Origin of the sequence: Amycolatopsis methanolica 239 (assembly GCF_000739085.1) — a bacterium.
GTDB lineage: Bacteria > Actinomycetota > Actinomycetes > Mycobacteriales > Pseudonocardiaceae > Amycolatopsis_E > Amycolatopsis_E methanolica.
In genome coordinates this window covers 4,122,636-4,136,344 of the sequence record NZ_CP009110.1, presented here as the reverse complement: position 1 = coordinate 4,136,344, position 13,709 = coordinate 4,122,636, and the positions used below count along the sequence as shown (strand labels likewise).

13 protein-coding genes are annotated in these 13,709 nt (G+C 71.2%); 9 read left to right on the top strand and 4 right to left on the bottom strand.

The annotated features are described in order from the left end of the window. The first annotated feature begins 75 nt into the window (after window positions 1-75). From AMETH_RS20065 to AMETH_RS20050, 4 genes are read left to right on the top strand one after another with little or no spacing between them, the layout of a single operon-like run. Window positions 76-1,089, top strand: coding sequence for an amidohydrolase family protein (locus tag AMETH_RS20065; RefSeq protein WP_017982939.1), 1,014 nt, complete (start codon window positions 76-78; stop codon window positions 1,087-1,089). Then, complete coding sequence (locus tag AMETH_RS20060; protein WP_017982938.1) at window positions 1,089-1,796, top strand: iron-sulfur cluster assembly protein; 708 nt, start codon at window positions 1,089-1,091, stop codon at window positions 1,794-1,796. Before AMETH_RS20065 ends, AMETH_RS20060 begins: the two co-directional genes overlap by 1 nt. A 38-nt stretch (window positions 1,797-1,834) precedes the next feature. Beyond that, window positions 1,835-2,818 carry an NAD(P)-dependent alcohol dehydrogenase gene (locus AMETH_RS20055; RefSeq protein WP_410468235.1) on the top strand — a complete coding sequence of 328 codons (984 nt, stop codon included), beginning with the start codon at window positions 1,835-1,837 and terminating at the stop codon, window positions 2,816-2,818. A 58-nt stretch (window positions 2,819-2,876) separates the two neighbouring features. Continuing rightward, window positions 2,877-3,296, top strand: coding sequence for a DUF5709 domain-containing protein (locus tag AMETH_RS20050; protein WP_017982936.1), 420 nt, complete (start codon window positions 2,877-2,879; stop codon window positions 3,294-3,296). Between the two features lie 107 nt (window positions 3,297-3,403). Here AMETH_RS20050 and AMETH_RS20045 read toward each other — a convergent pair whose 3' ends face one another. Together AMETH_RS20045 and AMETH_RS20040 are read right to left on the bottom strand one after the other, a co-directional pair. Next, a complete protein-coding gene (locus AMETH_RS20045) occupies window positions 3,404-4,003 on the bottom strand; it encodes a TetR/AcrR family transcriptional regulator (RefSeq protein ID WP_026153187.1) in 600 nt (199 codons plus the stop codon). Window positions 4,004-4,412: 409 nt separating this feature from the next. Continuing rightward, window positions 4,413-5,048 (bottom strand): TetR family transcriptional regulator, encoded by a 636-nt coding sequence (locus AMETH_RS20040; protein ID WP_017982934.1) that lies wholly within the window; start codon window positions 5,046-5,048, stop codon window positions 4,413-4,415. Between the two features lie 139 nt (window positions 5,049-5,187). Between AMETH_RS20040 and AMETH_RS20035 the strand changes: the two genes are divergently transcribed. From AMETH_RS20035 to AMETH_RS20025, 3 genes are read left to right on the top strand one after another with little or no spacing between them, the layout of a single operon-like run. Continuing rightward, window positions 5,188-6,720: an acyl-CoA synthetase gene (locus AMETH_RS20035; protein WP_017982933.1), complete on the top strand. Its 1,533-nt coding sequence runs from the start codon at window positions 5,188-5,190 to the stop codon at window positions 6,718-6,720. Between the two features lie 38 nt (window positions 6,721-6,758). Continuing rightward, window positions 6,759-7,751: an LLM class flavin-dependent oxidoreductase gene (locus tag AMETH_RS20030; RefSeq protein ID WP_017982932.1), complete on the top strand. Its 993-nt coding sequence runs from the start codon at window positions 6,759-6,761 to the stop codon at window positions 7,749-7,751. Window positions 7,752-7,803: 52 nt separating this feature from the next. Then, window positions 7,804-8,559 carry an SDR family NAD(P)-dependent oxidoreductase gene (locus tag AMETH_RS20025; RefSeq protein ID WP_017982931.1) on the top strand — a complete coding sequence of 252 codons (756 nt, stop codon included), beginning with the start codon at window positions 7,804-7,806 and terminating at the stop codon, window positions 8,557-8,559. Between the two features lie 388 nt (window positions 8,560-8,947). Here AMETH_RS20025 and AMETH_RS20020 read toward each other — a convergent pair whose 3' ends face one another. Both AMETH_RS20020 and AMETH_RS20015 read right to left on the bottom strand, forming a co-directional pair. Continuing rightward, a complete protein-coding gene (locus tag AMETH_RS20020) occupies window positions 8,948-9,754 on the bottom strand; it encodes an IclR family transcriptional regulator (protein ID WP_017982930.1) in 807 nt (268 codons plus the stop codon). Next, complete coding sequence (locus AMETH_RS20015; RefSeq protein WP_017982929.1) at window positions 9,751-11,046, bottom strand: MFS transporter; 1,296 nt, start codon at window positions 11,044-11,046, stop codon at window positions 9,751-9,753. Before AMETH_RS20015 ends, AMETH_RS20020 begins: the two co-directional genes overlap by 4 nt. Before the next feature lie 268 nt (window positions 11,047-11,314). On the opposite strand from AMETH_RS20015, the gene AMETH_RS20010 reads away from it, so the two are divergent. Beyond that, on the top strand, window positions 11,315-12,772 hold the full coding sequence (locus AMETH_RS20010) for an aldehyde dehydrogenase family protein (protein WP_017982928.1): 1,458 nt from the start codon (window positions 11,315-11,317) through the stop codon (window positions 12,770-12,772). Continuing rightward, on the top strand, window positions 12,759-13,706 hold the full coding sequence (locus AMETH_RS20005) for an LLM class F420-dependent oxidoreductase (RefSeq protein WP_017982927.1): 948 nt from the start codon (window positions 12,759-12,761) through the stop codon (window positions 13,704-13,706). The genes AMETH_RS20010 and AMETH_RS20005 overlap by 14 nt, the downstream gene beginning before the upstream one ends. Window positions 13,707-13,709: the final 3 nt, after the last annotated feature.

Below are 13,709 nucleotides of genomic sequence, written 5' to 3'. Positions count from 1 at the left end.
GCCCGCCGCGGCGTCCGGCTACCTACCGTCACCGGTGCACGTGCCACGGTCGCCACGTCGGAAGGACCTGAACTGATGTACACCAAGGACGGCGAAAGCTACTTCATCGTCGACGCCCACATCGCGCTGTGGGACGCCCGCCCGGAGAACCAGCGCAACATCCACGGCAAGCAGTTCATCGACTGCTTCTACGACTACCACCGCAACCTCAGCCCGGAGTCCGAGGTGTGGCCGTACGAGGACTACCTCTACCAGGGCGGCGCGCGCCTGATGAAGGACCTGTTCGAAGACGGCTACGTCGACCACGCCATCTTCCAGCCCGCCCACCTCGGCGCCTTCTACGAGCGCGGCTTCGGCCAGACCGAGGAGGCCTTCGCCCTGGCCCAGGCCCACCCGGACAAGCTGACCTACAACCACTTCTGGGACCCGCGCTTCGAACAGGCCGGGCTGGACCAGCTGCGCCGCGACGCGGAACGCTTCGGCCTCAAGGGCGTCAAGCTCTACACCGCCGAATGGCACGGCGACTCCCGCGGGTACAAACTGGACGATTCGTGGTCCTACAAGTACCTGGAAGCAGCCCAGGAACTGGGCATCCGCAACATCCACGTCCACAAGGGACCGACGATCCGGCCGCTGGACCGGGACGCCTTCGACGTCGCCGACATCGACAAGGTCGCCACCGACTTCCCCGACCTGAACTTCGTCGTCGAGCACTGCGGACTGCCGCGGCTGGAGGACTTCTGCTGGATCGCCACACAGGAGCCCAACGTCCACGCCGGACTCGCCGTCGCGATCCCGTTCATCCACACCCGGCCGCGGTACTTCGCGCAGATCATCGGCGAACTGCTGTACTGGCTGGACGAGAACCGCATCCAGTTCTCCAGCGACTACGCGCTCTGGACGCCGCGGTGGCTGGTCGAGCGGTTCGTCGACTTCCAGATCCCGGAGGACATGACCGAGTACGCGCCGCTGACCACCGCGCAGAAGAAGAAGATCCTCGGGCTCAACGCGGCCGCGATGTACGACATCCCGGTGCCCGCCGAGCTGCAGCTCCCGCGCGAGGAGCCGCAGGCCGTGGCGGTGGCGTGATGGTCACCGAAGCGCAGGCCCGCCGCGCGCTGGACACCGTGATCGACCCGGAGCTGGACGAGCCCATCACCGACCTCGGGTTCGTGCGGTCCCTGGAGGTGTCCGGGGCCGCCGTGACCGTGCACCTGCGGCTGCCGACGTCGTTCTGCTCGCCGAACTTCGCCTACCTGATGGCCTCCGACGCCAAGGACGCGTTGTCCGTGCTGCCGGGCGTCGGTGAGGTCGCGGTGTTCCTCGACGACCACCACGACTCGGACCTGATCAACCGCGGGCTGGCTGCCGACGCCGGCTACCGCGGCACCTTCGGGCACGAGGCCGAGGAGAGCCTGGCGGAGCTGCGCGCCACGTTCCGCCGCAAGGCGCACACCGCGGCGATGGAACGCGTGCTCACCGCGATGTTGCGGGCCGGCCTGCCCGAGGACGGGCTGCACGACGTCGTCCTCGGCGACCTGCCGCCCGGCCCGGCGACGGCCGCGCTGTTGCGCCGCCGCGAGGTGCTCGGCCTGAGCATCGAGCGGTCGGCGTACGCGCTCGTCGACGACGACGGCAACCGCTACCCGCGCGAGGAAGTGCCGCTGCGGCTGCGGTTCGCGCGGTCCATCCGCATCTCGATCGACGGCAACGCCCATTTCTGCCGCGGCCTGCTCCGGACGCGCTACCCGGAGTCGGCGGCGGACCAGTCACCCGTGAAGGAGAAGGTGTCGTGAGGGCAGTACAGGTCGTGGGCTACCACGAAAACTTGCGGATGACCGAGGTGCCGGAACCGGAGGTCACCGGTCCCTGGGACGTCGTCGTGAAGATCGGCGGCGCCGGCGTGTGCCGCACCGACATCCACATCCTGGAAGGGCAGTGGGCCGAGAAGTCCGGCGTCACCCTGCCGTACACGATCGGCCACGAGAACGCCGGCTGGGTGCACGCGGTCGGCAGCGCGGTCACCAACGTCGCGGAAGGCGACAAGGTCATCGTGCACCCGCTGATCACGTGCGGGCTGTGCGCCGCGTGCCGGGCCGGGGACGACGTGCACTGCGTGTCGAGTGCGTTCCCGGGCATCGACACCCACGGCGGGTACGCGGAGTACCTGAAGACCTCGGCGCGCAGCGTGGTGCACATCGACGATTCGCTGGAACCGGCCGATGTCGCAGCGCTCGCCGACGCCGGGCTCACCGCCTACCACGCGGCGGCCAAGGCGGCGCGGCGGTTGCGGCCGGGGGACCGGTGCGTGGTGATCGGCGCGGGCGGGCTCGGGCACATCGGCATCCAGGTGCTGAAGGCCCTGACCGCGGCCGAGCTGATCGTCGTCGACCGCAACCCGGACGCGGTGAAGCTGGCCGTGTCGATCGGCGCCGACCACGGGGTCGTCGCCGAGGGGCGGCAGGTGGAGGAGGTGCTGGACCTGACCGGTGGCGCCGGGGCCGAGGTGGTGCTGGACTTCGTGGGCGAGGGCGGCGCGACGCGCGACGGGGTCGGGATGCTGCGCCGGGCCGGGGACTACCACGTGGTCGGGTACGGCGAGAACATCGACGTGCCGACGATCGACATCATCTCCACGGAGATCAACTTCATCGGCAACCTGGTGGGTTCCTACACCGACCTGTGCGAGCTGATGGTGCTCGCGGCGCAGGGGAAGGTGCGGCTGCACACCACGAAGTACCCGCTGGAGCGGTTCCAGGACGCGATCGACGACCTCGACGCCGGCCGCATCCGGGGCCGCGCGATCCTGACGCCCTGATGCGAGTGCTCCCGTTCGTGCGATGCTGTGCGCAGGCTCGCACGAACGGGAGCGCACCATGGACCGCGACGAGATCGACGACGACGTCTACGAGCAGCTGGACGCATCGGACACATTGGACACCAGGGGCCCCGCCGACCCGCTGGACGAGGGCTACTCGGCGGCGGAACGGCCGTGGGCCACGCAGGACTGGGGAACGACGGCGCGCGAGGAGGCGACGGGGGAGGAGTTGTCCGCGCGCCTGGCGCGCGAGGTGGCCGAGTCCGGCGCCGACGAGGGCGACGGCCTCGGTGACGCGTACGACACGGACGGCGAGCTGCTGGACGACGAGGTCGGCGACTCGCGGACCGGCAGGCTGATCGCCCTGGCCGGCGGCGAGGCCGAGGTGGACCTCTACGCACGCGACATCGGCATTGACGGAGCAGGCGCGTCGGCCGAAGAGGCCGCGATGCACACGATCCGGATCGACGAGCGCTGAGCGACGCCCGGCCTGGGAGTCTGACGGCGCGTCCGGGAAGTCCGGCTTCGCCGAAGCCGGCGACGGGCACGCGGGATCTCCGGCCGGCCGGTCCGGGCGGGCAGTTGTCAGGCTGACGCCCCCGCCGGGCGGCGGCGCTGGCGGGTCGTCACCGCAGCCTGGTCCACCACCGAGGCGTCGCGGTACTGCAGGATCCCTTCGACGCCGAGCAGGAAGGTCTCGCAGACCGCCGCCGGGTCGGCGAGGCAGCCCGCCGCCATCGCGCCGTCCCGCAGCATGACGAAGTGGCGGGCGTGCGGCTCGGGTTCGGTCTCGCCGGTGTCGGCCATCAGCTCGGTGATCGTGTCGAGGAACGACTGCCGGTGGGTCAGGACGGCGCGGTGCACCGGGTGGTCGGGCGCGGGGTACTCGGCGGCCGCGTTGAGGAAGGCGCACCCGCGGAACCCGTCGGAGCGGATGCCGTCGGCGATGGTGCCGGCGACCGCGCGCACCGTGTCGGCGGGGGAGTGCCCGGCCTGGCGCACGGTTTCGATCTGGGCGCGGATCAGTTCGTCCGCCGCGGTGAGGTAGGCGACGACCAAATCGTCCTTGCTCGGGAAGCGCCGGTACAGCGTCGCGGGAGTCACCTTCGCCTCGGCGACGATCCGGTCGATGCCGACCGAGTGCAGCCCCTCCGCGTAGAAGAGCCGGCCGGCTGTCCCCAGCAGCCGGGATCGTGCTTCCGACGCCCTCTCACCTGCTTTCCGCTCACCCCGAGTCTACGGGGAGAACGTTCGGTCTCGCATCCGCGGCCGATCGACCACGCCTGTGAAGGGATCATCGTGACCGTGACCGGCTGCGTGTCCGACGAAGATCGGGGCTGGTTCTCGGTGCTGCCGCTGGTCTCGTGGTCGGCGGCACGTGGGACATCGTGCTGCAGGGCCTGCTCGCCACCGCGGATGCTGTTGGGCGGATCGGCCAGGCGACCTCGGTCGATTCCACGATCGCACGGGCGCATCCGCACTCCACCAACATCACGCGCTCCACAAGGGCTGGGTCGAGTGACACGCGCGGTCGAGCCCGCACCCGGCTCCTGAACCCATCTGGCTCCGGCCGCCCCAGGGCAGCGCCGCGCGCTCAGGCGAACAGGCGCGGCAGCAGGTCGCGGGCGCCCGCGCGGAGGTCGTCCAGCGCGGTCTCCGAACCGGCCAGGTGACGCAGCAGCGCCTGCTGGAACAGCCCGTCGAACAGGGCGTAGGCCTGCGAGGGGGAGCAGGCCGGCTCCATGCCGCCCAGGTCGGCGTAGGCGCAGACGACCCGCCAGATCATGTTCTGCAGGCTGCCGTCGATCTCCGCGACGTCGTCCCGGAACGCCTCCTCGAACATCGACTGCGTGCGCAGGTCGTACCACAGCCGGTGCATCAGCGGCGCCTCGGCGAGCGTGGCGGCCAGCCCGTCCCCGCAGGCGGCGGCGAGGCCGTCGAGGGTGGACGCCTCGGCCAGGAGGTTCTCGTACCGCTGCACGCACGACGCCTTGTAGCGGCGCACGCAGTAGGTGATCAGCTCGATCTTGTCCGCGAAGTAGTAGTGCAGCAGCCCGTGCGAGAACTCGGTGTTGTCGGCGATCGTGCGCAGGCTCGTGCGGGCGTACCCGAAGTCGGCCAGTGTCGCCAGCGCCGCGTCCGCGAGTTCCCGCCTGCGGTCCTCGAACTTGTCGGCACGGGGTCGCCGCCGCGCGGCTGCTGAGCTGCTCACGCCCAAGACGATACCCATCGAGCGTTTCCTTAACCAAGCGTCCAAAAAAATCTTGACAACTGTCCAAAGATGGGAAACAGTCCTGTCAGGCCGCCGACGCGGGCGGCCGCACTTCCGATCCGGACCTTCCCGCGCCCGGCGACCGACGGAGACAACAGTGTCCCTGACCTTCTACCTGGACAAAGGCGCTTCCCTCGACCCGGACGCACCCTGCCTGACGCTCGACGGGAAGTCCCTGACCTACGGCGAGGTCGCCAGCCTCTCGCACGCCGTCGCCAGGGCGCTGCGGCGCTCGGGCGTCGCGCCGGGGGACAAGGTCGGCATCCTCTCGGCCAACGATCCGACCGCCTTCGCCTGCGTGTTCGGCATCGCACGGGCCGGCGCGGTGTGGTGCCCGATCAACCCGCGCAACGCGGCGGCGGAGAACGCGGAGCTGCTCGACCTGTTCGACTGCTCGGCGCTGATCTACCAGCCGGCGTTCGACGACCTGGTCGCCGCGATCACGCCGAACCTGCCGAAGCTGACCACGTTCGTCCGGCTGGGCGACGGCGACGACCTCGCCGCGGGCTTCGACGCCTGGCTCGACGCCGCCCGCGACGACCCGTCAGCCGAGGCGGCGCGGCCCGGCGACGTCGTGGCGCTGGTCGGCACCGGTGGCACCACGGGCCGCCCCAAGGGCGTCATGCTCACCGACCGCAACCTGGAGGCGATGTCGGCGATCACGCTGATGAGCTACCCGTTCGACGGCCGCCCGGTGTACCTGGCGCTGGCGCCGCTGACCCACGCGGCCGGCGTCCTGTGCTTCCCGGTGCTGGCCCTCGGCGGCGAAGTCGTGATCATGGCCAAGCCCGACGTCGGCCGGTTCCTCGAACTCATCGAGCGACACCGCGTCACCCACACCTTCCTGCCGCCCACGCTGATCTACATGGTCCTCGGCCATCCGGCGCTCGACGAGACGGATCTATCGTCGCTGCAGTGCTTCTGGTACGGCGCGGCGCCGATGTCCGCCGCCCGGCTCGCCGAAGCCCTCGACCGCATCGGGCCGATGGCGCAGCTCTTCGGCCAGTCCGAGGCCCCGATGATGATCTCGACGATGTCGCCTGCCGAGCACCGCAACGCCGACGGCACGATCAACACCGCCCGGCTGTCCTCCGCGGGCAGGCCGTCTCCGCTGGTCACCGTCGCCATCCTCGACCAGCACGGCAAGCCGGTGCCACGCGGCGAGCGGGGCGAGATCTGCCTGCGCGGCTCCCTGGTGATGGCCGGCTACTACCGCAACCGCGAAGCGACCGCGGAGGTCTCCGCCCACGGCTGGCACCACACCGGCGATATCGGCTACCTCGACGCGGACGGCTACCTGCACATCGTCGACCGCGCCAAGGACATGGTCATCACCGGCGGCTTCAACGTCTACTCCGCCGAGGTCGAGCAGGCGCTGATGGCCCACGACGCCGTGCGTGACTGCGCCGTGGTCGGCCTGCCCGACGAGAAGTGGGGCGAACGGGTCACCGCGGTGGTCCAGCTCCAGCCCGGCGCCGGGATCGACCTCGACGAGCTGACCGCGTTCGTCAAAGCGCGCATCGGCGGCGTCAAGGCGCCCAAGCAGATCGAGATCTGGCCCGATCTGCCCCGCTCAACCGTCGGCAAGGTCCTCAAGACCGAGATCCGTTCCCGGCTCAGCACCCGCTGAGGCGCCACCCGTTCACGTCGCTGCAAGGAGGCCGCACCGTGAAGCTCGCCCTGTACCTGCCCAACTTCCGTGAGAAGGTGACCGTCAAGGAACTCGAGGACCTCACCGCCCTTGCCGAGGACCTCGACTTCGACTCCGTCTGGACGCTGGACCGGATCGTCGTGCCCGAGTCGTCGGACCGCCAAGAGCTGCAGTACGCCTTCGGCATGATCGAAGGCTTCCCCAAGGGCCTGCCGGTGTCCTCGCGGGGCCAGTGGTTCCAGGGCATGCCACTGATCCCGTGGCTCGCCGCGAAGACGTCCAAGGTCCGCATCGGCATGAGCGTCATCGACACGCCCTACCGTGCGCCGGGTGTGCTCGCCGCGGAACTGGGCACCATCGACCACCTCTCGGGCGGCAGGCTCAACGTCGCGCTCGGCGCGGGCTGGATGCCCGAGGAGTTCGCCGCCTCCAGCGCCGCGCACATCTACCCCAAGCGAAACAAGCACGTGCGCGAAACGATCGAGGTGATCCAGGGCATCTGGAACAACGAGGTCTTCGAGTACCACGGCGAGTTCGCCGACTTCGAGCCGTGCGGGTTCGGGGCCAAGCCGCTGCAGCAGCCGCACCCGCCGATCTTCTTCAGCGGCCTGAAGGACCCCAAACGCGCGGCGAACCGGGTCGCCACGTACGGCCTCGCCGGCTGGATCGGGATCCAGGACTCGCCCGAGGACATCCGGCGGTGGCGCGGCGAGATCCAGCGGGAGCTGGGCGAACTCGACACCGCCCGCTCGATCGACGACCTCGAGATCAGCAGCATGATCTGGTTCGTCATCACCGACCAGGACATGGACCAGACCCCGATGGGCAAGGGCACCAACCTCCTGGCGGGCTCCGCCGCGCAGATCACCGACATGCTCAAGCGCTACCGGGAGGCCGGCCTGACGATGCCGATGCTGTGGCCGCCGTTCGCCGACGTGCCGGTCGCGAAGACGCTGGACGACCTCAAGCGCCTCAAGGAGGAGATCATGCCGAAGGTCGAGGCCATGTAGCGATCGTGAACGACCGAGATCCCCATGCCACAACGAAGTGAGAGGAACACAGATGTCCGAATTGGACGGTAAGCGGGTCTTCGTCACCGGATCCGGTGCCGGGATCGGCAAGGCGATCGCGAAACTGTTCACCGACCGCGGCGCGCGTGTCGTGGTCAGCGACATCGACGCCGACGCGGCCAAACGGGCCGCCGGCGAGATCGGCGCCGCGGGCGTCGCGAACTGCGACGTCACCGACGAAGCCCAGGTCCAGGCCGCGGTCCAGCAGGCGGTCGACCTGCTCGGCGGCCTCGACGTCCTGGTGAACAACGCTGGGATCGAGGTCTCCACGCCGCTGCTGCAGCAGTCGACGGAGAGCTTCGACCGGATCTACGCGGTCAACGTGCGCGGGCCGTTCGTCGCGATGAAGGCGGCGATCCCGCACCTGGTGGCGTCGAAGGGGAACGTCGTCAACATCGCCTCGATCGCCGGTATCGGGGGCAGCCCGCTGCTCGGCTCCTACTGTGCGACCAAGGCGGCGCTGATCCAGCTGACCCGGGTCGCGGCGGTGGAGATGCGGCCGGCGGGCGTGCGGGTCAACGCGGTCTGCCCGGGCTTCGCCGACACCGCGATGGTGGAGCGCCTGGTGCCGGACTTCGAGGCGGCGACGCAGATCCCGTTCGGCGACCTGGTGGCGATGAAGCAGGGCAGGCTCGGCACCCCCGAGGACATCGCGGAGGTGGCCGCGTTCCTCGCCTCCGACCGGGCCACGTGGATCACCGGAAGCCACTACGTCCTCGACGGCGGGCTCACGGCGTCGCTCGTCTGAGGCGCCCCGGCCGGCGGGCGCTCTGGGGCCCGCCGGCCCAGCCCGCTACTCCTGGACGTGGTAAGGCCAGGCTTGAGTTCACGGTTCGCGCCAAGCCCCTCTCGGTTCGCGATGGGCTCTCGGCCGAGGTTGCCACGCCCCGACCCCTCGTCCGAGAGCCCGGTCAGCCCGGTGAACGTCCCGGTTCCGGCGAGCTGAGGGCGACAGCAAGGTAAGCGCGGCGCTCGACAATGTTCCCAGGCCGCTCCCTGCCGGCCCTCAGTTCGGCCGGGTGACGTCAGTGCCTTTGGAACGCACCGTGATCGCGGCGGCAGCTCGTTCAGCGAGGTCGGCGAGCAGGGCGCCGAGGGGGAACCAGGCAACGGCCGAGCACTTGAGGCGACCGGGGTCAGCGGTCGGAAGCGCAGGCGGCCGGGGCGGCCCACCCGGCCTGCCGCGCCCCCGAGGATGCCATCACCCGCGCGGGGCCGCCGGCCAGCTGCTGCGACAAGGACCGCGACGTGGCCGTCAGCAGGCGCGCCAGCTCGCGCGGCCGGGCGCCGGCCACCTGCACCACGACGCTGATCGCCGCCGCGACCCGGCCTGATGGGTCCCGCACGGGGGCGGCCACCACCAGGTCGTCCGGCGTGATCGTGCCCCGCGCGACCGCGACCCCGGACTGCCGGATGAACGCCAGCTGCCGCCGCAGCTCGCCGGGCTCTGTGATCGTGTAGCGGGTGAACCGCTCCAGCGGTGAGCGCAGCACCTCGGCCTGGAACGCGGGCTCCGCGTGCGCCAGCAGCACCAGCCCGGTGCCCGTCGCGTGCATCGGCCAGCGGTCGCCCACCCGGCTGTTCGTCGCGGCCGCCCTGGCCCGCAGCGTCTCCACGTAGACGACCTCGCGGCCGTCCCGCACGGCCAGGTGCACGTTGCCGCGCGTCAGCGAGTGCAGATCGTCCAGGAACGGGAACGCCGCCTCCCGCAACTGCAACCCGCGCGGCGCCAGCGCGGCTAGCTCCAGCAACCGCAACCCCACCGAATAGCGGCCCGCCGGGTCCCGCTCCAGGCCGCCCCACGACACCAGCTCGCCCGCCAGCCGGTGCGCGGTCGGCAACGTCAGCCCGGCCCGGCGCGCGATGTCGCTCAAGGACAGCGACCGGTGGCGCGGTCCGAACGCCGACAGCACGGCCAGCACCCGGCCCGCCGCGGTCGTCATCGTACGCTCCCGACGGCCTCGGGCACCGCGGCCCGCGACGGCGCGGGCAGCACCAGCACCGCAACGAGGCTCACCGCACACAACAGTCCCAAGTAGACGGCGATCGGCGTCGACGAGTGGTAGGCGCTGTACAACCCGGTCGCGGCCAGCGGCGTCACCGCGCCACCCACCAGACCCCCCATCTGGTAGGCGATCGAGGCGCCGCTGAACCGCATCCGCGCCGGGAAGATCTCGGTGAACAACGCGCCCTGCGCGCCGGCCATGATCGCCTGCACGATCCCGGCGACCATGAACGCGAGCAGCGCCGCGCCCACGCTCCCGGTGTCGACGAGCAGGAACAGCGGCCACGCCCACACCACCGCGAAACCCGCGCCGATCGCGTACACCGGCTTGCTGCCCCAGCGGTCCGCGCACCGCGCCGCCACGTAGATCCCCGCGATCCACAGCACCGTCGAGGCCAGGATCAGCGTCAGCAGCGTGCTGCGCTCGAAGCCGGCGGCCTGCGTGCCGTAGCTGAGCATGTAGACCATCACCGTGTAACCCACCGCGGGTGGCGCGATCGCGGCCAGGCTCGCCAGCAGCAGCGTGCCCGGCCGTTCCCGCAGCAGCGTCGCCGCGGGCACCCGGCTGACCTGCCGCGTCGCGCGCACCCGCTGGAACTCCGGGCTCTCGGTCAGCGTGCGCCGCACCAGCATCCCGACCACCAGCAGCGCGACGCTGACCAGGAACGGGATCCGCCAGCCCCACGTGGCGAACCCGTCGCCGGTGGTCTCCACGACCAGCAGGAACACCAGGTTCGAGGTCAGCACCCCGATCGGCACACCGAACTGCGCGAAGCTGCCGTATACCGCGCGCTGCCGCGGCGTGGCGTGCTCGGTAGCGACCAGCACCGCGCCGCCCCACTCGCCGCCAACGCCGAACCCCTGCACCAGCCGCAGGAACACCAGCAGGATCGGCGCGGCCACCCCGATCGCCGCGTACGTCGGCAGCAGGCCGATCAGGAACGTGGCCAGCCCGGCGAGCATCAGCGTCAGCACGAGCATCGACTTGCGGCCGATGCGGTCGCCGAAGTGCCCGATCACCGCGCCGCCGAGCGGGCGCGCGATGAAGCCGACCGCGAACGTGCCGAACGCCGCGAGCGTGCCGGCCACCGGGGAGAACGACGGGAAGAACAACGATCCGAACACCAGCGCCGAGGCGCTGCCGAAGACGTAGTAGTCGTACCACTCGATCGACGTCCCGATGCAGCTGGCCAGCAGGATCGAGGCCCTGCTGGGTGTCGAACCGGCCATGCGGCAGCCACCCACCTTCGACTCTGGAGGAAACGGGTGCCTCCAGTAAAGGAGCACGGCAGGCGCACGTCGTCGGCCCCTTGCCGCGCGCGGCCCGCGACGGATGTCGTACGGACCGCACCGACACGACCTGCTCGCCGGCGTCCTCGCCGAGACCAGCAGCAAGTTCTGAGCACCCGGCGAACCCTTTCCGCGTCGCGAAAGACGCCTCGCTCCGCTCGCCGCGGGCCCGGCAGAGTCGGGTTCACCAACAGCGAGGAGAGCGGTTATGACGACTGTTCTGCCAGGCCCCGGGGCCCTGGTCACGGAGAACACCCACCTCGTCGGCGGCGACTGGCTCCCTGCGGCCGGCGGGGACAGCATCGACGTGCTCGACCCGGCCACCGGTGACGTCATCGCCCGGGTTCCCCGCGGCGGCGCCGCCGACATCGACGCCGCGGTCACCGCCGCGCAGGCCGCCTTCCCGGCCTGGCGCGACACCCCCGCCACCGAGCGCGGCAAGCTGATCCTGCGGTGGGTGCAACTGATCGAGCAGCACGAAACCGAGATCGACCAGCTCGAATCGCGCGAGGTCGGCCGCCCGCACTGGGGACCGCCGCCGCTGGCGCGGATCCTCACCTTCATCGCCGGGCAGGCCGACAAGGTGCAGGGCGTGTCGCTGCCCGCCGGCCCCGGCGTGCTCGGGCTGACCCTGCGTGAACCGTACGGCGTGGTCGGCAGCATCATCCCGTGGAACGCGCCCGGCCCGATGTTCGTCAACGACGTCGGCGCCGCCATCGCCGCGGGCAACACCATCGTCGTCAAACCCGCCGAGGACGCGCCGCTCACCCCGCTCGCGCTGGCCCGGCTCACGCTCGACGCGGGCATCCCGCCCGGCGTGGTCAACGTCGTCACCGGCTACGGCGGCGAAGCGGGCGCGGCACTGCCGGTGCACCCGGGCATCCGGCGCATGAGCTTCACCGGCTCCCCGGAAACCGGCTCGCTCGTGATGGCCGCCTGCGCGCGCAACCTCGTGCCGCTGCACCTGGAACTGGGCGGCAAGTCGCCCCAGGTGCTCTTCGCCGACGCCGACCTGGACGCCGCGATCCCCGCGATCGCCATGGGCATCACGCTCAACACCGGGCAGATCTGCGCCGCCGGGTCCCGCGTCGTCGTCGAGCGGTCCGTGCACGCCGAGGTCGTGCAGCGGCTGGCCGAGCACCTGGCGAAGGTGCGCGTCGGGCCGTGGCACGAGCCGGTCCAGATGGGCCCGCTCATCAACGCCAAGCAGCACGCCCGCGTCCTGGACTACGTGCGCCTCGGCCGCGAGGAGGGCGCGGAACTGGTCCTCGGCGGCGGCGTACCGGACGGGTTCGACCGCGGCTTCTTCGTCCAGCCGACGCTGTTCGACCGCGTCGCCCCGGACATGCGCATCGCCCAGGAGGAGATCTTCGGCCCGGTGCTGTCGGTCATCCCGGTCGAGTCCGAAGAGGACGCGCTGGAAGCGGCGAACGGCACCGAATACGGCCTCGTCGCATCAGTGTGGACGCGGGACCTCGGCCGCGCGGTGCGGATGTCGAAGGGGCTGCAGGCCGGGCAGGTCGCGGTCAACGCCGCGCTCGGCGCCGGGGTCACCGGCGCGCCGTTCGGCGGCTACAAGCGCAGCGGCTTCGGCCGCACCATGGGCGCCGACGCCGTGCTCGACTACACCCAGGTGAAGGCGGTGTCGCTGCGTGGCACACTCTGACCGGCGGCTGCGGGTGCTCATGGAGCCCCGCCACGGCGCCGGCTACGACGACATCCTCGCCTTGGCCCGAGCCACCGAGGACGCCGGCTTCGACGCGTTCTTCCGCTCCGACCACCTGCTCGGCGTCGACCCCACCGACACCACCTACCGGCCCACCGACTGCTGGACCACCCTCGGCGGCCTCGCGCGCGACACCAGCCGGGTGCGGCTCGGCGCGCTGGTCGGCGCCGCTACTTTCCGCCAGCCCGGCATCCTCGCCACCATCGTCGCCAGCCTCGACGAGATGAGTGGCGGCCGCGCCGAACTCGGACTGGGCACCGGCTGGTACGAACGCGAGCACGCCGCGTTCGGCATCCCGTTCCCCGGCACCGGTGAGCGGTTCGACCGGCTGGAGGAACAGCTGGCGATCATTACCGGCCTGTGGCGCGAGAGCCCGTTTTCCTTCGAGGGCAAGCACTACCGCATCGACGACAACCGGACCCCGCCCCGCCCGGTCCAGGACCCGCACCCGCCGGTCATCGTCGGCGGCAGCGGCCCGAAACGCACCCCGGCGATCGCGGCGCGCTATGCCAGTGAGTTCAACGGCGCCCTCGGCGGCGATCTGCGCGAACGCTACGCGACCTTCCACCGGGCCTGCGAGGCGATCGGCCGCGACCCCGCCGAGCCGCGGCTGTCCGCGGTGCTGCCCGTCGCCTGCGGTGCCACCCGCGCCGAAGCCGCCCGCCGCGGCGAGATCATCGGCTCCGACTTCATCCGCGAGAACGCCGCCGTCGGCACCCCGGCCCAGGTCGTCGACCGGATCGGCGACCTGGCCGACGCCGGCGCGGACACCGTGTACCTGCACATCTACGACATCCACGACCTCGAGCACATCGCCCTGCTCGGCGCCGAGGTCCTTCCCCACGTCGCGCGGCCCGCGCTCACGGCCGGCTGAGCC

Excerpts from the sequence above, each read along its gene's own strand:
- AMETH_RS20065 (WP_017982939.1), top strand. The coding sequence starts at position 76 with ATGTACACCAAGGACGGCGAAAGCTACTTCATCGTCGACGCCCACATC.
- AMETH_RS20060 (WP_017982938.1), top strand. The coding sequence starts at position 1,089 with ATGGTCACCGAAGCGCAGGCCCGCCGCGCGCTGGACACCGTGATCGAC.
- AMETH_RS20055 (WP_410468235.1), top strand. The coding sequence starts at position 1,835 with ATGACCGAGGTGCCGGAACCGGAGGTCACCGGTCCCTGGGACGTCGTC.
- AMETH_RS20050 (WP_017982936.1), top strand. The coding sequence starts at position 2,877 with ATGGACCGCGACGAGATCGACGACGACGTCTACGAGCAGCTGGACGCA.
- AMETH_RS20040 (WP_017982934.1), bottom strand. The coding sequence starts at position 5,048 with ATGGGTATCGTCTTGGGCGTGAGCAGCTCAGCAGCCGCGCGGCGGCGA.
- AMETH_RS20025 (WP_017982931.1), top strand. The coding sequence starts at position 7,804 with ATGTCCGAATTGGACGGTAAGCGGGTCTTCGTCACCGGATCCGGTGCC.
- AMETH_RS20020 (WP_017982930.1), bottom strand. The coding sequence starts at position 9,754 with ATGACGACCGCGGCGGGCCGGGTGCTGGCCGTGCTGTCGGCGTTCGGA.
- AMETH_RS20015 (WP_017982929.1), bottom strand. The coding sequence starts at position 11,046 with ATGGCCGGTTCGACACCCAGCAGGGCCTCGATCCTGCTGGCCAGCTGC.
- AMETH_RS20010 (WP_017982928.1), top strand. The coding sequence starts at position 11,315 with ATGACGACTGTTCTGCCAGGCCCCGGGGCCCTGGTCACGGAGAACACC.